Genomic DNA, 17,789 nt, shown 5'->3' with positions numbered 1-17,789 from the left:
ATCTCCGCGGCGTTCTTCGTGCAGCTCGACATTGGCCCAGGCGATGACGTCGCCGAACGGCTTGTCCTGGAAGGGCCAGCGAGTCCGCTGGGCCGAGAGCACGTCGTCGCCGGTGAGCTGCTCGAGCCGGGCTCGCCACTGTCCCTGAAACTGGCCGATCCACTCGCGGACGCCGTCGGCGGTGCCAGGCCACAGCACGTTCTCGCGTGCGAGCGTCCCGGTGCCGAAGGAATGATCGAGCACCATGGACCACCAGAAGCCGAGGTGCCACGTCAGCCAGGCGATGCTCGGCGGACCGAGGTCATAGCCCTCGTGCTCGGGCCACTCGGCGCGCCACCGTCCCTCGGGATCTTGCCGCACATGCAATCCCGCCTGAGCGGGGCGCCACAAACACTCCTCGGTGGTGAGTCCATCGAGGTGGTAGCTGGTGAGCGCCCACGCCGTGTCGAACTGCCGGAGCAAGTAGTCACGGACTTCATCGGCCATGGGCGGAGCGTACCCGGGCACCAGTCTTGAGGACATATCCCCTCGCCCTCCGGGAGAGGGACGGGGTGAGGGTGCCACGGGTCCCAGGTTGCTCCTTGAGCCGAAGATCACCCACTCGAATATCCTGACAATCATCAAGGAACCTCGAAACACCAAGCCCGCCCGCCCTCCACTCGGACAACCTGCGTGAGGCCCCTGTCCCACGCCCCCGGCTGCTAAGCTGGGACCGTGCGGAACGAGCCCCTCGTGGCCAACCCCTTGCCCCCCGACACCCGCCCCTACCGGGGCCTGCTGGCCTTCGAGCCGGAGCACCGCCGCTTCTTCTTCGGGCGCGGCGAGCTGGAGCGCGAGCTGGTGCTGCGCGTCCGCGCGGCGATGGGAGGCTGGGGCTCGCGCTTCCAGGTGGTGGTGGGGGCCTCGGGCAGTGGCAAATCCTCGCTGGTGCTGGCCGGGCTGGTGCCCCGGTTGCACGAGGACGCGCGCGAGCCCTGGGACACCGTCGTGCTGCGGCCCGGCGAGGCCGGCGCCCCCCGGATGCTCGAGGTGGAGGAGGGCCCGGGCCGCTTCAGCTCGCTCGGAAGGCTGCGCGCGCTGCTCTCCGGGCTTCATCGCCCGAGCGAAGCGCCCGCGGGCCACGGGGCCACCGTCGCCGAGGTCCTCCGCGAGGCGAGGCTGCTGCGCGAGGCCCGGCCGGAGCGCTGGCTGCTGGTGGTGGTGGATCAGCTCGAGGAGCTCTTCACCCAGGTGCCCACCGTCGAGGAGCGCGAAGCCCTCATGCGGGCTCTGTGGAGGCTCGCGCACACGCCGGAGGTGCGGGTGCAGGTGGTGGCCACGCTGCGGGTGGACGCGCTCGGGCGTTGCGAGCACGTGCGGGTGGACCACCAGGGCCCGCAGTTGGAGGCGGTGGTGTACTCGGCGGCACACCGGCTCTTCGTGGGCCCGCCGCGGGCCGAGCAGCTCGCGGACGTCATCGAGGGCCCCGCGCGGGTGGTGGGGCTGGAGCTGGAGCCGGGCCTGGTGGAGGCGCTGCGGCGGGACGTGGAGCAGGAGCCCGGAGCGCTCCCGCTGCTGCAACACGCGTTGGATCAACTCTGGGAGCGGCGCGCGGGAAACCGGCTGACGCGGGCGGCGTACGAGGAGCTCGGCGGGGTGGTGGGGGCGATGGCGCGCACGGGGGACAAGCTCTACGAGTCGCTGCCCGAGGCCGAGCGGCACCAGGCGCGCCGGCTGCTGGTGCGGCTGGTGGACTTGCGCGAGGAGATGAGCCCGCACGCGCGGCGCGAGGAAGTGAAGCGGCTGCGCCCGGAGCGGGAGGAGCACGCGGCGGCGTTCGACGCGGTGGTGGAGAAGCTGGTGCGGCACCGGCTGGTGGTGAAGGGCGCGGACGGGGGAGCGCCAGCGGAGCCGTGGCTGCGGCTGGCGCACGAGGCCTTGCTGCGCCGGTGGGGCCGGCTGGTGGAGTGGGTGCGGGAGGACCGGAAGCGGGAGCCGCGGGCGCGCGAGGCCGAGGAGCGCGAGCGGGAGCGCACCCGGTACGCGAGGGACGTGGCGCGGGTGCTCCAGGCGCGGCGGCTGCTCGAGTGGGACCTGGCGCTGACGGTGCTGGTGCTGCGCGAGGTGGCGGAGCCGGAGCGGACGCCGGAGTGGCACACGAGCGCGCTCGAGGCGCTGCACCGGGGCGCGATGCAGCCCGGGGTGCTCGCGGGGCATGAGGGGCGGGTGGAACTCGCGGCGTTCAGCGTGGACGGCGAGCGGGTGCTCACGGCGTCCGCGGATGGGACGGCGCGGGTGTGGCGGGCGGACGGCACGGGGGAGCCGGTGGTGCTCGCGGGGCATGAGGGAGGCGTGTGGTCGGCGGAGCTGAGCGCGGACGGCACGCGGGTGCTCACCACGTCGCAGGAGGGGCGGGTGCGGGTGTGGAGGGCGGACGGCACGGGCGAGCCCGTGGTGCTCGCGGCCCACGAGGAGCGGGTATGGCCCGCGGAGTTCAGCCCGGACGGGCAGCGGGTGCTCAGCGTGTCCGAGGACGGCACGGTGCGGGTGGGGCTGGCGGATGGCACGGGCGAGCCCGTCATGCTCCGGGGCCACGGCGCCCGGGTGACGAGCGCGGAGTTCAGCGCGGACGGCGAGCGGGTGCTCACGGCCTCGGAGGACGGCACGGCGCGGGTGTGGCGGGCGGACGGCACGGGCAGGCCCGTGGTGCTCCGGGGCCACGAGGGCGGGGTGCGCTCGGCGGCGTTCAGCGCGGAGGGGCACCAGGTGGTGACGGCCTCCGAGGACGAAACGGCACGGGTGTGGAGGGCGGACGGCACGGGCGAGCCGGTGGTGCTCGCGGGCCACGTGGGAGCGGTGGCGAGCGCGGCCTTCAGCGCGGACGGAGAGCGGGTGCTCACGGCCTCGGAGGACGGGACGGCGCGGGTGTGGAGGGCGGACGGCACGGGCGAGCCGGTGGTGCTCGCGGGCCACGCGGGAGCGGTGGCGAGCGCGGTGTTCAGCGCGGACGGGCAGCGGGTGCTCACGGCTTCCGAGGACGGAACGGCGCGGGTGTGGAGGGCGGATGGCACCGGCGAGCCGCTCGTGCTCCGGGGCCACGTGGCGGAGGTGCGCTCGGCGGCGTTCAGCCCGGACGGGCAGCGGGTGCTCACGGCCTCCGAGGACGGAACGGCGCGGGTGTGGAATGGCCTCGGAGAGCCGGCGGTGCTCGCGGGCCACGAGGGCGCGGTGGCGAGCGCGGAGTTCAGCCCGGACGGGCAGCGGGTGCTCACGGCCTCCGAGGACGGAGCGGTGCGGGTGTGGAGGGCGGACGGCACGGGAGCGCCGGTGGTGCTCGCGGGCCCCGAGGGGGAGGTCGGAGCCGGGGCCTTCAGTCCGGACGGGGAGCGGGTGGTGACGGCCTCGCGGGCGGGGACGGTGCGGGTGTGGAGGGCGGACGGCACGGGCGAGCCCGTGGTGTTGCAGGGCTACCTGGCGGTGCTGTGGCCCGCGAAGCTCAGCGCGGACGGGGAGCGGGTGCTCACCAAATCCCAGGAAGGGGCGGTGCGGGTGTGGCGGGTGGACGGCGCGGGCGAGCCCGTGGTGCTCCGGGGCCATGAGGAAGAGGTGTGGTCCGCGGAATTCAGCCCGGACGGGCAGCGGGTGCTCACCCGGTCGCAGGATGGAACAGCGCGGGTGTGGAGGGCGGAGACGGAGGGAGCCCCCGTGGTGCTCGAGGGCCACGCGGGAGGGGTGAGGGCGGCGGAATTCAGCGCGGACCGCGAGCAGGTGGTCACCGTGGCGGAGGACGGGACGGTGCGGGTGTGGAGGGCGGATGGCACGGGCGAGCCACGCGTGCTCGCGGGCCCGGAAGCGGAGGTGGAACTCGTGGCCTTCAGCGCGGACGGAGAGCGGGTGCTCACGGCCTCACGGGACGGAACGACGCGGGTGTGGAGGGTGGAGGGCGCAGGGGAGCCCGTGGTGCTCCGAGGCCATGAAGGACGGGTGGAGCGCGCGGCGTTCAGCGCGGACGGCGAGCGGGTGCTGACGGCGTCGGAGGACGGGACGGTGCGGGTGTGGAGGGCGGATGGCACGGGCGAGCCGCTCGTGCTCGGTGGACCCGGCGGAAGAATGGAGCGCGCGGCGTTCAGCGCGGATGGCGAGCGGGTGCTCTCGGTGGCGGAGGACGGGACGGTCCGTCTCTGGACGGTGGGAACCGCCCGGCTCCAGGCCCTGTTGCGCGAGGCGGTCACGGGCTGTCTGACGCCGGAGCAGCGCCGGCGCTACCTGCTCGAGACGCCCGAGGAGGCGCGGGCGGGCCACGAGCAGTGCGAGCGCGAGCGGGCCGGACGACTCCCGCCAGGATGAGCGGTGAGGGAGTAGCATCCGGCGCGAGATGACCGCACCGTCCGAGGCCCTCGCAGCAGGCGCACCCACCACGAGCCCCTTCGTGCCGCGCCCCGCGAGCGGCCCGTGGGACGTGACGACGCTCCTGCTCGACTTCTCCATCATCACCTACGCGGTGCCACCCGAGGCCCTGGCGCGCCACCTGCCGCCGGACTTCGAGCCCGACACCTTCGTGCTGGCGGACGGGCGCCGGGTGGCCTTCGTCTCGGCCGTGCCCTTCCGGGACGAGGAGTTCCGTTTCGGCTTCGCTCCCTTCCTGCGGGCGCGGATGGGGCAGACGAACTACCGGGCCTACGTGCGCTACCGGGGCGAGCGCGCGGTGTGGTTCTTCGGAACCTCGCTCGACTCGTTCTGGGTGGGAGTGCCGCGCTCGCTCTGGAAGCTCCCGTGGCACCCGGCGCGCATGCGCTTCCAGAACGCGCTGGTCCGGCGAGGACGGGCCCTGCGAGCACTACCGCCTCGACACCGAGGGCGCATGGGGCCGGGCGGAGCTGGAGCTCGTGGGAAGCCAGACGCCCATGGGGTGCCTGGACGGCTTCCGTGACGAGGAGGAGACCGCGGTGGTCCTCACCCACCCGCTGCGAGGCTTCTACACGCGGAGGGATGGCAGGCCCGGCACGTACTCCGTGTGGCACGAGCGCCTGCGGCTCCACCGCGCCCACGTCCACACCGCCCGCTTCCACGTCTTCGAGGAGCTGGGGCTGACCACCCCGGAGAGCGTGCCGCACTCGGCGCTGGTGCAGCGCAGCACCGAGTTCATCATCTTCCTGCCGCCGCGGCCGCTGTGAGGCGGGCCCGCGTCACCTCCAGCAGGCCTGGTGGTCCTGGATGAACTGGCGCATGGAAATGGGCGCCCGGCCGAGCAGTGTCTGGGTTTCGGGCGTCACGGTGCCGGCGAGCCCCAGCCGGCACACGGTGTAGATGCCCGTCATCACCGCGATGAAGGCGGCGGGCTGCTTGCGCTGGTACCAGCGCGCGGCGAAGCGCAGGGCCCCGGGCTCCGGGTAGCGGATGGGCCGGCCGAGCACCTCGGTGAAGAGCGCGGCCACCTCGGCGTAGGTGAGCGCCTCGGAGCCGGTGAGGTCATATGCCTTGCCCTCGTGCCCGTCCTCCAGCAGCGTCCGGGCGGCCACGGCGGCGATGTCTCGCGCGTCGATGAAGCCCGTGCGCCCCTTGCCCGCGGGGACGAAAATCTCGTGGTGCTCGCGGATGTCGTCGCGGTGCGTGGTGCTCAGGTTCTGCATGAAGAAGCTGGGGCGCAGGAAGGTGTGGGGCACCCCGGCCTCCAGCAGGAAGCGCTCCACCTTCGCGTGGGGCACCACCGGGTTCTTCTCCACCCCGAGCAGCGACAGGAAGACGGTGTGCCGCACGCCCGCGTCCTTCACCGCGCGCACCACGGGCAGCAGGTGCCGCTTCACGTCCGAGATGGCGGGTGGACGCAGGAGGAACACCTTCTCCACCCCCTCCAGCGCGGGCGCATGGGTGGACGGGTCCTCGAAGTCGAAGCGCACCGCCTTCGTCCCCGCGGGGGCCCGGGTGCCCTCGCGCGAGGCCACGAGCACCTCCGCGCCTCCGGCCACCAGGTGCTCCACCAGCGGCGCACCCACGTTGCCCGAGGCCCCCGTGACGAGCACGCGCGGGCCCTTCGCCTCAGCCGCCGCGCTTCCCATGGCCCTTCTCCGGTGCCACCCCGCGCCAGAAGATGTCCACCATGCGATCCAACCAGGGATCCTCGGCCTCCGTCGGGACGCTCTGGTTCGTCACGTGGGCCAGGAAGTAGCGGTGCTGCAGGCCCGCCAGGAAGAGGCTGGCCATCACGCCCGGGTCCCCCTCGCGCAGCCGGCCCTGCTCCTGGGCCCGGCGGAACCACCCCGCCATCGCGATGCTGGCGCGCACGGGGGCGGGAATCTCCTTGTTCTCGCCCCGCCACTCCTCGGGGGTGATGCCCGCCTCGCGCATCACCGCGAAGGCCGGCACCATCTCCCGGAAGAAGGCATCGATGGCGCCCGCCAGCTCGCGGATCTGCACCGCCAGCTCGCGCGCGTCCGGCCCCGCCTCCAACAGGTGCAGCCACGGGGGGGGCTGCCCGATGGAGAACGCCGCCTTGAGCAGCTCCCGCTTGCTGCCGAAGCGTTTGAGCAGCGCCGGTCCCGACACCCCCAGACGCGCGGCGATGGTGTCCGTGCTCACCGAGGCTCCGTGCTCGATGAAACACGCCCGCGCCGCTACCAGAATCTCCTCGTCCAGGACCTGTCGGGGCCGCGCCATGACTCCACTCGCTGATTGGTTAGCTAGTGCTAACTAACTAACTCTCCGAGGGGGTTGGAATCAAGGGGGAGGGGGAGCCAACCCACCAGGACGGGTCACCAGCGGGGAGTCGAGGAAGCGGCCGATGCGGGCGGCCATCTCCTCGGGGAGCTCCAGCATGGGGAAGTGGCTGCGCGCGGGGAGCTTCTGCGCCTGGTACCAAGGGTGCGAGGAGGCGAACGAGCGCTGGGCCTCCAGCCAGGCGCTGTCCTCCGGCTGGGCGTAGAGGTGGAGGGTGGGCACGGGGGGCGAGAGGGTGGCGAGCGCCTCCAGCGGGCTGGCGTACTGCGCGTACACCTTCTCGATTTCCCGCCCGGCGCGCTTCCACATGGCCTCGCCGAAGGAGCCCATGTCGTCGCGGATGAAGCGGATGACGTCCGGCGAGCCCACCCCCCGCAGCCACAGGGAGAAGAGCCCATCGCGGGCCTGCTTCCACTGGGGGGACTGCAGCGCCTTGAGGGCCAGGAGGAAGGGCGGAGGCGGCTCCAGCACGAGCCAGTCCAGCAGCACCATGGCGGGGATGCGCGGGCCGAGCTGGCGCCGCAGCTCGAGGGCCCACCAGCCGCCGTGGGACAGGGCCACGGGCACCACGTGGCGCGCGCCGCTGGCCTCGATGACGGCGCGCAGCGTGTCCACCACGGTGGCGTTGCCGAAGTCGGGGCCGGGCGACTGGGACTCGCCGTGGCCGGGCAGGTCCACCACGAGCGCGCGGTGGAGGATGGAGTCTCCACGGGACGAGTTTGCGGAACACCTCGCGGCTGGAGCACCAGCCGGGGATGAAGAGCAGGGTGGGCTCTCCCTGCCCGATGTCGTCATAACGGATGCGAGCCCCACCCACGCGCGTCTCGGCCATGTGCCTCTCCCCCCGGCGGCCGTTTCCCACGCCTCGCCGCCATGGCGGCCAGTCATGCTCCGGGCGGGCCCCTGGAGGACAGGGGACGGCGGTGCGGTAGGGCTGTCCGCTGCCCGGCACTCGGGCCCCGAGTGTGCCCGGGAAGACGGCTCAGGCGGCCTGGCGCGAGTCGCGCTCGGCCACGCCGAACACCTCGAGCTGTTGGATGCGGCCCTTCACGAAATGGGCGCCGAGCGGCTCGAGGACGCCGTCCTCGCCGAGGGCCTCGCGGCACTCGCGGGTGAGGAGCAGGGAGCGGCCGAGCACCTTCGTCAGGTCCTGCACGCGCGAGGCGATGTTCACCGTGTCGCCGATGACGGTGTACTCCTGGCGCTGGGCGCCGCCCACGTTGCCCACCACGGCCTCGCCGCGGTGCAGCCCCACGCCGATGCGCAGGCCGGGGAACTCGCCCTGCTCGCTCATGCGCTCGGCCTCGGCGAGCATGTCGCGCGCGGCGGCCACGGCCCGCTGCGCGTCGTCCGGCTGGTGCGTGGGCGCGCCGAAGACGATGAGCATCCCATCCCCGAGGAACTTGTTCACCAGCCCGCCGTGGGCCGCGACGATTTCACACATGCGCCCGAAGTAGAGGTTGAGCAGGCGCAGCGTCTCCTCGGGGGGCTGGGACTCGGCGAGCCGGGTGAAGCCGCGGATGTCGGTGAAGCAGACGGTGACGGCGCGGCGCTCGCCGCCCTCGGGGATGTTGCCGGAGAGCAGGTGCTCCATGACCTGCTCGCTCACGTGCATGCCCAGCAGGCCGCGCACGCGCTCGCGCTCGACGGCGCTCTCGGTGAGCCGCATCAGCAGCGCGCGCATGGAGCCGCTGGCCACCATGCCGAGCGCGCCGATGGTGACGAGGAAGATGGCCTTGGCGAGGGTGACGTAGAAGTCGTAGGCGCCGGTGGCGAGCATCTCCGGGGAGGCGGCGGGACGCAGGACGAAGTGGGTGACGGCGACGAGCTGGGCCGCGGCGGCGAGGCCCGCGAAGAGACACAGGCGGGGCTGGAGGCGGGGCGTGGCCGCGGCCACTCCCACCGCGTAGAGGGCGGGCCCGCCGGCGGACAGGGCGAAGACGGGGCCGTTGACGTTCAAATCCAGCAGGGCGACGACGGTGCCCATGGACACGTCCACGAGCGAGGAGGCGTAGCGCATCCACGGACGGAAGCGGCCGGTGCGCAGCAGCAGCGACACACAGGAGTACCAGAGGAGGTAGCCCACGGTGGCGCAGAGGATGATGGCGGGGATCTGCGAGCCGGAGAAGAAGGCGACGAGCACCAGCACGGTGGCGATGAAGCCCGCGGTGGTGGCGACGTGCGTCACGCGCGCCTCCATGAGCCGGACGGCATCCCCGAGGACGGCGTCGAAGCCGTCGGGGGCGGGGCTGGAGCGGAGGGAGGCGGGCATGCGGAGCGCAGGATAGCGCCTGGAGGAGGAACGCGTCAGGGCGTCAGCGTGGGGGGGTGGCGCCCACGGCCGCATCCAGCTCGGCCTGGAAGGCGCGGTGGCGGCGGAAGCTCTCCCGGAAACCGGCGAGCAGCAGATTGCCGCGTGCCTGCTCGCCGTGCAGCCAGAGGACCTCGGCCCCGGCGGCGAGCAGCATGGCGGCCTTCCCGTAGCTGCGCCGGTGCTGACGGCTGACGATGGTGCTCGCGCGCTTGCGGGCGATCTCCAGACACCACTCGCGCAGCCGCTCCCGCTCGGCGGGCTCCAGCGCGAAGGCGGGGAGGGCCTCGGCATAGGCGCGGGTGAGCCGCTCGCGGAGGGCCTCGTCGTGACGCGCGCCACCCGAGTACCAGTCCCCGGCCTGGGTGCCGGACTCGAGCGCCTGGCGCCAGAGCCCGTCCACGTTGCGGGGCAGCCTTCCGAGGGGCTGGCCCGACAGGAGCACGAGGAAGGCGGGCACGACGAGACCCTGGGGGTTGTCGCCATACGTCCAGCCGAGCGCACGCTCCTTCGCGGCGAGCGCCTGGGCGGCCTCCCAGTCATGAGCGAGCAACCAGGCATGGGCGAGCAGCCGGCGGTCGGCATGCGCGGGGACCTCGAGGCTGTCCTGGGCATCGGGCAGGGCGGCCATGGAGCCCGAGGGGGCACGGGGTTGCCGCAGCACGGCCTCGAGGTGGCGGGCGGCCTGGAGGAGGAGGGGGACGCGCTCGGGCTCGGAGGGGCGGGTGTCGCGGAGCTCGAGGAGCCGGGGGAGGGTGGGTTGGGAGACGAAGGCCTCCCAGCGGGCGGAGCGGACGGTATCGGCCTGGCCGAGCCGCTCGGCGGCGGAGGCGAGGAAGCCGGCGACGGCGGCGCGGAGGGGGAGGGCGGGGGGCAGGACCGCGAGGGCCTCGCGGGCGGTGGTGAGCACGGCGTCTGGCGGGCCCTCGCGCTCGAGGGCGGAGAGGAGATCCACGAAGGCGCGGGGATGGCGGGAGGGCTCGGAGAAGGCGAGCTCGCGCAGTCCGCGGGTGCCCTGGGAGAGGCGGGTGGCCTCGCGCAGCCAGGCCTCGGCATCGGGGCCCTCCTGCTGACGGAGGAGGGAGAGCCAGTCACGCAGGAAGACATCGGAGCCGGGGAGGGGCTCGGAGGAGATGTCGAGCCACTCCTGCACGAGGGGCCGGGGCCCGCGGGGCAGGAGCGTGCGCATCCAACGCATCTGCTCCAGGAGGACGGAGGGGCGCTGCTCGGGGGGCGTGGTGACGTAGACGGCGCGGAGGTAGCGGGCGCGGGCCTCGGGGAAGTCGACGTGGGAGAGGTGCTCGGGGCGGAGGCCCCGGCCGCGGTCGTCCTGGAACTCGAGGAGGGAGAACAGCGCCCGATAGGCCTCGCGGGCGAGCGGGTACTGGCCCCGCTCGGAGGCCTCCTGGGCGCGCTGGAAGAGGGCGGTGAGGGGGGCGAGGAGCTCGGCATAGGGACCGAGGACATCGTTCTCGGTCCAGAAGTCCTCCCACTCCCGGGCCTTGTCCGGGAGGGATTGGGCCAGCTCGGTGATGTCCGCGAGCAGCTCGTGCGGGTGGAGCGCGGCCTGGGCGTTGGAGTCCGAGGGCGCGTGGAGGGAGTGAAGGAAGGCGAGCCGCTCGGAGGGCCGGACGCGGCTGGCGAGGAGGCGGAGGAGGGCGCGCAGCTCTTCGGGAGAGAGGTCCTCCAGCCGCGCCTCGACGGCCTCGCGGAAGTCCTTGAGGGGCAGCTTCTCGGAAGGGGGATGGGACAGGTCGACTCCAGCCATAGGTAGCCAGAAGATGACCTCGGCGGTCACGTGCGGCCACCCCGGGGTTGCTCGGCTGGTTGCAGGGGACTCCGCTTTGGCCGAGCGTCCGCCCATCGGCTGTGCGAGTTTCCGGGCCATGACCTTCGACCATTTGAGATTCATCGAAGTCGAGCTGCAGATGCCGCTCATGAAGCTTCCGGTGCGCACGAGCCTCATCGAGCTCGAGCGGGCCCGAGTGCTCTTGTCACCGGGCTCGACGCTCACCGAGGCGCAGCTTCGCGAGGCGGGAGAGATCACCGACATCATCGCGCCCAACCTGTTTCATGCCGGTGGAGTGAAGGCCGCCGCGGCAGCCCACCCGCGAGCCCGCCTCTGGGGCCCGGCCGGCATCAAGGAGAAAGTCCCCGAGCTTCCCGTGGCACGGCGTCCTGGGAGTCGACGCCTGGCCGTATGACGAGGAGCTGCGCCACGTGGCGCTTCGAGGAATGCCTGGCTTCAACGAGAGCGTGTTCCTGCACCACCGCTCGAAGGTGCTGCTCGTGAGTGACCTGATCTTCAACATCGAGGAGACACACGGCATCGGTCCCTGGCTGATCCTCCATGTGTTCGGCACGTATCGCCGGTTGGGGGTCAGCCGCCTGTTCCTCCGCTACGTGAAGGATCGAGCCGCGTTTCAGGAATCCATCGAACGGATCGCCGCGCTCGACTTCACGCACATCGCTCCCGCACATGGGCGCGTGGTGTCGGAACAGGGGAAGGAGAAGCTGCGCGCCGCGCTGCGCGAACGGGGCTACACGATCTGAGGATGCGCTGGAGTTAGGAGCGAGGCGTCACCGTTTGAGGCCTGCCCAGTCCCTGGCCATCCAATAGACACGGCCGTCGCTCTCCAGGGCGCGCTCGAGGAAGTCGGAGAAGGACCAGGCGATCCGCGCACTGTGGGGAGCATCGGGCCGCGAATCCCGGGAGCACTCGAAGACGGGATGGAGGCCCTGGGCGGTGTGGCTCATGTCGATGGCGGCGTAGTCCCCGTCCTGCACGGAGCAGAGGACGAACCAGGACGCCGGCCCGTACGCGTCCGTATCCCCGGTGCTTCCGAAGAGGGCCACCCGCGCCCGGACGATCTCCGACAGCGAGAGCACCCGATAGGGAGAGTCCGGCCGGCGGAACAGCGCGGCGCCATTGGAGCGCAGATAGAAGGCGCGCAGCTCCTCATCCAGGGGCCAGCCCACGCGCTTCTCGAATCGCTCGAGCTGCTCGGGCGAGGCCGGGGGATTGCGGAAGTGGAAGAGGCGGATGCTTTCAACCAACCGGTCGATGGACATGGCAGGGACGCAGTCTACGGACCCGGAGGTGATTTCGCGAGTCACCTGTGCGGAGGTGACCGCCGGAGTCGAGCAGTCCTTGCCCAAGCAGGCGGCCTCCTCTACCCTGCGGCCCTCCCCATGGAGTCCGCGTGCGCCCACGTCCCTGGTCCATCCTGCTCTGGGTCCTCCTTGTCTCCACGGCGGCCACCGGGCGGGAGACGCGGCAGGGCACCGTGCTCGTCGCGGGAGAGCCAGGGGGAGCGCCGCCCGTGCTGTACGTGGCCGCGCGGCTGTCCACGTTGGTGGACTTCGAGGGCCTGCTCGAACCCCAGGTAGCGCTGACGCCCGAGCTGAGCGAGCGCGTGGGGGTATTTCCGGTGGGAGCGCGCGCCCTGGTGGTGGTGCCCGTGCGCGACCTGGCGCGGGGCGAGCGCGTGCTGCTCCCGGTGACGGGACGGACCGGGGACGGCGAGCCCCGCACGGTGACGCTGGCCCTCGTCACCCGGCAGGACGAGGTGGACCTGCAGGCCCAGGTGTCCCTCGTGCAGCACGAGCCCTCGGGGCCGGACGCCGCGGAACAGGGAGGGGTGGGCACCGTGGCGGGGATGCTGCTCGCGAGCCATGAGGCAGGGGCGGGCCCAGGGCTGGCGCTCGTCACGCCGGACAAGAAGGAGACGCTCATGCAGGTGGGTGGTGTCCGGGGTTGGATCGCATCCGTACTCCGGATGGAGCGGCGGAGTCTTTTCGTCACCGTGGCCATCGAGAACAAGGTGCTCGCCTCGCCTCCATGGCGGCTCGCCCGGGTCCGCTTGGAAGCAGGATGCCGGGACGGTCGCACGGGGTCGGAGATTCCGCTGCCCGTCTTCAGGACTTCCGCCGTCCCCGGGTCAATGGAGCAACGCCACACCTTCGCGACCCTGCTCCCAGAAGGGGCAGAGTGCCTGTCATTGACATTGGAGGAGGACGGCCTCCGGACACTGCATCTGGAGGACTGGAGGCTCCCCCCATGACGAAGCCCTTCCACCCGGACCTGCTCCAACCCGGCGACACGGTGCGGCACTACCAGGTGGTGCGCCGCCTGGGCAGCGGTGGCTTCGCGAACGTCTTCCTGGTTGAGACCGGAGGGCGGCCCTACACGATGAAGATCGCGGCGCGCCCGCCGGGGGATGAAGACGAGGCCCGCGAGGATGAGCGGGCTTTTCGCGAGGCGATCTCCCTGGGGCACTTCCGCCACCCCAACCTGCTGACCGTGCGCGAGCTGGGCCGCTGGCCGGAGTTGGAGGGAGGCCACTTCTTCTTCGTCACCGACTATGTCCCCGGCTTGCCCTTCAACGCGTGGCGATGGAAGACGCAGGCCCCGTTGCGCCGGTTCATCCAGGTAGCGAGTGAGCTGGTCCTGGTGATGGGGGAGCTGCACGAGCGCGGCGTGTGCCACCGGGACATCAAGGCGGACAACGTCCTGGTGAGGGACGGGGACGACAAGCCGTTCCTCATCGACTTCGGCGCGGTGTTCCTGCCCGGCGCGTACACGCTGACGCGGGAGCTTCCCCCGGTGACGTTCCACAACATGCCGCCCGAGGTCGCCGCCTTCCTCCGAGGGGGCGAGTGGGAACAGGGCGCGCACTTCCCCGCGAGCCCCGCGGCGGACCTCTACGCCTTCGGTGCCCTGCTCTACGAGGCCCTCACCGACTGCCACCCCTTCAACCCGCGCCTGCCGTTGGACAAGCTGCTGCTCGCCATCGAGTTCCTCCCGCCGGTGGAGCCCGGCCAGTTGGACCCGCGTGTACCGCCGGGCCTGGGCGAGCTGGTGATGAGGCTGCTGGCCAAGGAGCCAGCGCAACGGCCCCCGAGCGCCAAGGCCGTCCACGAGGAGCTGATGGGGCTGCTGGAGCGAGAGGGGGAGTCGGAGCCCTGGAAGGAGCCGTATGCCTTCGCCACGCACGGGCCGGGGGATGCGGAGGTTGCCGAACCGGACCCGTCACCCAAGCAGGACGCTCAGGAGGCCGGGCCTGACGGTGCGAAGCGGGAAGCCGGGCGGCCACGCGAGAAGTGGTGGTGGGCGCTCGCGGGGCTCGCAGCCGTCCTGCTGCTGCTCGGGATAGGGTGGGGACACGTCCGCACGGTGTCCGCGTCCGCCCTGGAGGCGGTGTGTTCCGGCGCGGCGCCCACCGCGCTGGTCTCGCCAGCGCCCTTCGAGAAAGGATGCGAAGCCTTGCACTTCTCCACACCGAAGTCCCTTGGCGAAACCCTGACGCTGGTCTGTGCCGCCTCGGTGCATTTCCTGGCTTGCAGCGGAGCTTCCCGTCCGCCCTGACCCCGAGGGATTTCTGGAACGGTGTCCTCCCGAGGCGCGCATGACGGCCGTGCGGCTGGGCTTCGAGAAGAAGCCCATCGCGAAGGTCGAGCTGTGGACGGGCATTGATGTCGGCCTCCCCCCGGCCGACCACATCCTCAACTTCAGGAACGGTCCCGTGGAGGGCTGGATGGTGCTTCCTGACGGGAGCATCCATTGGGTGACCGGCGCGGCGAGGATGTACCAGGGACACATCTACATGGAGTTCGATCGCATCTACCTCGATGCGCTCCATCCGATACGCGGAAGCATCCCCACTCCCCTCTGTGCCGTGCTCGTGGACAGCCAGAACTGGAGGAAGCTCGGAGAGGGGAACATCGAGTACGGCATGTACACCAGTGCCCAATACGTCGATCCGGCCAGGTTGGTGTTCAAGGGCCCGGACGCCGCCATTCTTCCCACCCGTCTGGTGGACACGTACGTCCAGCTCCCCGGCCGCCGCTTCCCGGATTAGGGGCATCGAGTGAAGGTCTCCTGCTCCACCGGAGACGTGGGGGGTAGGTTGTGGGCGGAGGGTGGGCCCGTTAACCTGGTCGGGCTCCCATGGCCCTCCCCACGGTTGATCCAGACTGGGAAATCCGCGCCGCCGCCTTCCATGCCTTGGAACGGCTGGTGGCGCGCCATGGGCCGACGTTGACGTGGGACACCATCCAGCAGGGCTTCGAGCTCAAGGGCCAGCACCTCTACTTCGCCACCAAGGCCAAGGGCATCTTCCGCCCGAAGGAGATGCGAGGCGCCGCGCTCTCCATCAAGACCATCATCCCGCGGGGCAACCGCCCCGTGCCCTACGAGGATTCCGCGACCGATGAGGGGGTCTTCACGTACAAGTTGCGGGGAGACGACCCGGACAATCACGACAACCGGCTGCTCCAGCAGGCGTGGAAGGGGTCCACGCCGCTGATCTACTTCCTCGCGGTTGAGCCGGGCGTCTACCAACCCCTCTGGCCCATCTTCATCCGGGGCATCGACCGGGAGCGGTTGGAGTGCACGCTCTCGGTGGATGATGCGGCGCTGACGGAGAGGGAGTTGCGTGTCCCGATGGTGGCGGATGCGAGGGCCATCGAGATCCGCCGCCAGTACGTCACGGTGCAGGCGAAGCGCAGGCTGCATCAGTCACGCTTCCGGCTGGAGGTGCTGAGGGCCTACGAGAAGCGGTGCGCGGTGTGCCGGCTGCCTCGGGAGGAGCTGCTGGAGGCGGCGCACATCGTGGCGGACCGGGAGGAGACGGGGGCGCCCGTGGTGCCCAACGGGCTTGCGCTCTGCCGGCTGCACCATGGCGTCTTCGATACGGACCTGATGGGCATCCGGCCCGATGGAGTCATCGAGCTGTCCAGGTCACTGATGGAGACTCGGGATGGTCCGACACTGGAGCACGCGGTGAAGGCCTTCCAGGGCCAGCACCTCCATCTGCCCCGGCGCCTCGAGGACCAACCGGGACAGCGTTTCCTGGAAGAGCGGTACGAGCGTTTCCGCCGGGCGGGGTGAGCTGAGAGGGGAACTCTCTTGTCCCTCGTCGAACCGCCCCTGAGAATCCTCTTGGTTCAACCCGGGAGAGGACGAATGGCGGGCTCGCTGGCGGCATGGCTCCTACGTCTGGTGGTAAATGAGCCCTACTACTGTGACCATGAATGATGTGACGGCTGTTCCATGGGCGCGTGAGTGATGGATTGAAGAAGATGAGACAGACCTACAGAGGCCTCACTCAACCGCTTCTCCTCGACGCCGTCGGGCCTGACGGCAAGAAGCGGCTCATTCAGGCATTCCTGAAGGTCGGTGATCCGAAGCTGGGGATCGTTCGTGGATTGAGAGCATTTGAGTTGTATCTACCGCGCTTCTTCAAGCAGCGGCGCGGCAGCGACCTTTTGACTCCGGAGCTGGGCACTTCCCTTCACGCGCTTCTGGAAACGGAGGACGAGCGGCAGCGCGCTGAAATCGTCCGCCGCGTGGCGCATGAGGAAATCCCGGGGACGTTTGGCAAGTACCTCGAGACCCTCCGGTCCTTCGATGTCACCGTGCACCCCGAGGCGCGCACGATGCGGGTGTCCCTGGAGCTGAAGCCTCACGGGGCCGGGTGGGTGTCGTGGAGCTTCGAGTTGAGCTTTCCTCCGCAAGAGGAGGGGGGGAGCCAGGAGCCGGCCAGGCCTCGCCCGAGCCCCGAGGCGATGAACGACCCCCGGACCGCGGAGCTCATCCGCGTTGCGCGGCACTACTACCCGGCGGGCTACCCCCTCTGGGAGGATGACGACGAGGAGCCCGAACCCGCCCATTGGCGGACGACCGAGTTCCAGCGATGGCGCACGCTCCGGCAGCGGACCTGGGACGATTGGAAGGAGTGGGACGAGTTGCTGCAGCGCTTGCGTGCCGCGTTCCCCGGGCACGATGTCTCGGATGTGACGCATCCCTCGGCGGACGCCTGTTCCCGTTGCTGCGTGTATCTGGAGCAGCCGCTGCCGGAGGGCGGCCGTGCCGTGACCCGGGTGGTGGGGGCCATCTCCATCCTGGCGCCGCTGTACCTCGTCTACGTGACCACGGAGACGATGCGTCCCGGTGACACGGCGGACTGGCCGCCACCCGACTTCTCCCCCACCGGCGAGGCGAAGTCCGCCGCGGACACGCTGGCCCGGCTCATCGAGCAGGTGTTCGGCTACCGGCCCTTTCCGCTGGAGCTGGCCGACATCCCCCTGCCGGACCTCCGGATCGATTCGCTGCACGAGCCCGCCACGCTCCTCGGGGCCCTCTTCGCGGACCGGGGCACGCTGGCCAACCTGCCCTGAGCCCATGCCGACTTCAGCGCAATACCTGCTTTCTGTTGCCCGGAACTACTGGCGTTCGGACCATGAGTTCGACGGCAAGCTGGAAAGGAGCCCTGAGCTGGAGCGATTCCAGGCCTTGTGGGAAGAGAAGCTCCAAGGGATGGATGAGTGGCGCGGGCTCCTGGACGAGCTCCAGGCCGCGTTGCCCCAATTCAGGATAGGCAATGCCACGGCCACCTGTGATGCGTGCTTCCGCTGCTCGGTGTACCTGGAGCGGCAGCCCGTCCCTTCGAATCTGGGGGATGAACCGCTGACGCGCCGCCAGGTCGTTGTCGGCTGCGTCAGCATCCTGGCGCCTGTGTATACGGTCTATGGCGTGCAGTACGACTACAGAGGTGAAGAGCGCATCGCCGATAGGGCATTTTTCGAGCCGCTTCCGCTCGAAATGAGGGCTCCCGCGGAGGTCGTAGCCAGGAAGCTCGAGGCGAGGTTCCTGGCCGAGGCCGTTCCTCACGAGATCGCCGGGACTCGAATTCCGCTCATCGTGGGTCCACATGAGCCGCCCGAGACCACCCTCTTTCATGCGCTCTTCACGGGCTGGCCCGAGAGCGTGCCGTGATGGGCC

General features: G+C 71.0%; 17 protein-coding genes and 1 pseudogene. 11 read left to right on the top strand and 7 right to left on the bottom strand.

Features of this window, described 5'->3' with window-relative positions; all coding sequences use genetic code 11:
- Window positions 1-81 precede the first annotated feature (81 nt).
- Window positions 82-486: pseudogene (locus ACN28I_RS29575) on the bottom strand (DinB family protein); the annotation flags it as partial.
- A gap of 246 nt (window positions 487-732) precedes the next feature.
- Here ACN28I_RS29575 and ACN28I_RS29570 point away from each other — a divergent pair.
- From ACN28I_RS29570 to ACN28I_RS29560, 3 genes are read left to right on the top strand one after another with little or no spacing between them, the layout of a single operon-like run.
- Window positions 733-4,326, top strand: a complete 3,594-nt coding sequence (locus ACN28I_RS29570) for a hypothetical protein (protein ID WP_420945269.1) — start codon at window positions 733-735, stop codon at window positions 4,324-4,326.
- Between the two features lie 28 nt (window positions 4,327-4,354).
- On the top strand, window positions 4,355-4,909 hold the full coding sequence (locus ACN28I_RS29565) for a DUF2071 domain-containing protein (RefSeq protein ID WP_420945268.1): 555 nt from the start codon (window positions 4,355-4,357) through the stop codon (window positions 4,907-4,909).
- Window positions 4,884-5,153, top strand: coding sequence for a DUF2071 domain-containing protein (locus ACN28I_RS29560; protein ID WP_420945267.1), 270 nt, complete (start codon window positions 4,884-4,886; stop codon window positions 5,151-5,153). Before ACN28I_RS29565 ends, ACN28I_RS29560 begins: the two co-directional genes overlap by 26 nt.
- Before the next feature lie 12 nt (window positions 5,154-5,165).
- Here ACN28I_RS29560 and ACN28I_RS29555 read toward each other — a convergent pair whose 3' ends face one another.
- From ACN28I_RS29555 to ACN28I_RS29535, 5 genes are all read right to left on the bottom strand, one after another.
- Entirely contained in the window at window positions 5,166-6,035 is an 870-nt protein-coding gene (locus ACN28I_RS29555; protein ID WP_420945266.1) for an SDR family oxidoreductase, read from the bottom strand.
- On the bottom strand, window positions 6,016-6,633 hold the full coding sequence (locus ACN28I_RS29550) for a TetR/AcrR family transcriptional regulator (RefSeq protein WP_420945265.1): 618 nt from the start codon (window positions 6,631-6,633) through the stop codon (window positions 6,016-6,018). Before ACN28I_RS29550 ends, ACN28I_RS29555 begins: the two co-directional genes overlap by 20 nt.
- A 60-nt stretch (window positions 6,634-6,693) precedes the next feature.
- On the bottom strand, window positions 6,694-7,374 hold the full coding sequence (locus ACN28I_RS29545; RefSeq protein ID WP_420945264.1) for an alpha/beta fold hydrolase: 681 nt from the start codon (window positions 7,372-7,374) through the stop codon (window positions 6,694-6,696).
- Window positions 7,375-7,675: 301 nt separating this feature from the next.
- Complete coding sequence (locus tag ACN28I_RS29540) at window positions 7,676-8,965, bottom strand: adenylate/guanylate cyclase domain-containing protein (RefSeq protein WP_420945263.1); 1,290 nt, start codon at window positions 8,963-8,965, stop codon at window positions 7,676-7,678.
- A 43-nt stretch (window positions 8,966-9,008) separates the two neighbouring features.
- Window positions 9,009-10,772 (bottom strand): hypothetical protein, encoded by a 1,764-nt coding sequence (locus tag ACN28I_RS29535; protein ID WP_420945262.1) that lies wholly within the window; start codon window positions 10,770-10,772, stop codon window positions 9,009-9,011.
- Window positions 10,773-10,890: 118 nt separating this feature from the next.
- Here ACN28I_RS29535 and ACN28I_RS29530 point away from each other — a divergent pair, with 118 nt between their 5' ends.
- Together ACN28I_RS29530 and ACN28I_RS29525 are read left to right on the top strand one after the other, a co-directional pair.
- Window positions 10,891-11,208, top strand: coding sequence for a hypothetical protein (locus ACN28I_RS29530; RefSeq protein WP_420945261.1), 318 nt, complete (start codon window positions 10,891-10,893; stop codon window positions 11,206-11,208).
- Window positions 11,209-11,239: 31 nt separating this feature from the next.
- Window positions 11,240-11,557: a hypothetical protein gene (locus ACN28I_RS29525; protein ID WP_420945260.1), complete on the top strand. Its 318-nt coding sequence runs from the start codon at window positions 11,240-11,242 to the stop codon at window positions 11,555-11,557.
- Between the two features lie 27 nt (window positions 11,558-11,584).
- On the opposite strand, the gene ACN28I_RS29520 is transcribed toward ACN28I_RS29525, so the two are convergent.
- Complete coding sequence (locus tag ACN28I_RS29520) at window positions 11,585-12,076, bottom strand: SMI1/KNR4 family protein (RefSeq protein ID WP_420945259.1); 492 nt, start codon at window positions 12,074-12,076, stop codon at window positions 11,585-11,587.
- Between the two features lie 131 nt (window positions 12,077-12,207).
- On the opposite strand from ACN28I_RS29520, the gene ACN28I_RS29515 reads away from it, so the two are divergent.
- The 6 genes from ACN28I_RS29515 (at window position 12,208) to ACN28I_RS29490 (ending at window position 17,783) form a co-directional block, all read left to right on the top strand.
- On the top strand, window positions 12,208-13,068 hold the full coding sequence (locus ACN28I_RS29515; RefSeq protein ID WP_420945258.1) for a DUF2381 family protein: 861 nt from the start codon (window positions 12,208-12,210) through the stop codon (window positions 13,066-13,068).
- Entirely contained in the window at window positions 13,065-14,372 is a 1,308-nt protein-coding gene (locus tag ACN28I_RS29510) for a serine/threonine-protein kinase (RefSeq protein WP_420945257.1), read from the top strand. Before ACN28I_RS29515 ends, ACN28I_RS29510 begins: the two co-directional genes overlap by 4 nt.
- A 40-nt stretch (window positions 14,373-14,412) precedes the next feature.
- Entirely contained in the window at window positions 14,413-14,865 is a 453-nt protein-coding gene (locus tag ACN28I_RS29505; RefSeq protein WP_420945256.1) for a hypothetical protein, read from the top strand.
- An 89-nt stretch (window positions 14,866-14,954) separates the two neighbouring features.
- Window positions 14,955-15,896, top strand: coding sequence for an HNH endonuclease (locus tag ACN28I_RS29500; protein WP_420945255.1), 942 nt, complete (start codon window positions 14,955-14,957; stop codon window positions 15,894-15,896).
- Between the two features lie 317 nt (window positions 15,897-16,213).
- Window positions 16,214-17,185 carry a hypothetical protein gene (locus ACN28I_RS29495; RefSeq protein WP_420945254.1) on the top strand — a complete coding sequence of 324 codons (972 nt, stop codon included), beginning with the start codon at window positions 16,214-16,216 and terminating at the stop codon, window positions 17,183-17,185.
- A 4-nt stretch (window positions 17,186-17,189) separates the two neighbouring features.
- Window positions 17,190-17,783, top strand: a complete 594-nt coding sequence (locus ACN28I_RS29490; protein ID WP_420945253.1) for a hypothetical protein — start codon at window positions 17,190-17,192, stop codon at window positions 17,781-17,783.
- Window positions 17,784-17,789: the final 6 nt, after the last annotated feature.

This window comes from Archangium gephyra (assembly GCF_049060025.1).
GTDB classification, from domain to species: domain Bacteria; phylum Myxococcota; class Myxococcia; order Myxococcales; family Myxococcaceae; genus Archangium; species Archangium gephyra_A.
This window is presented reverse-complemented; position numbering and strand designations above follow the sequence as displayed.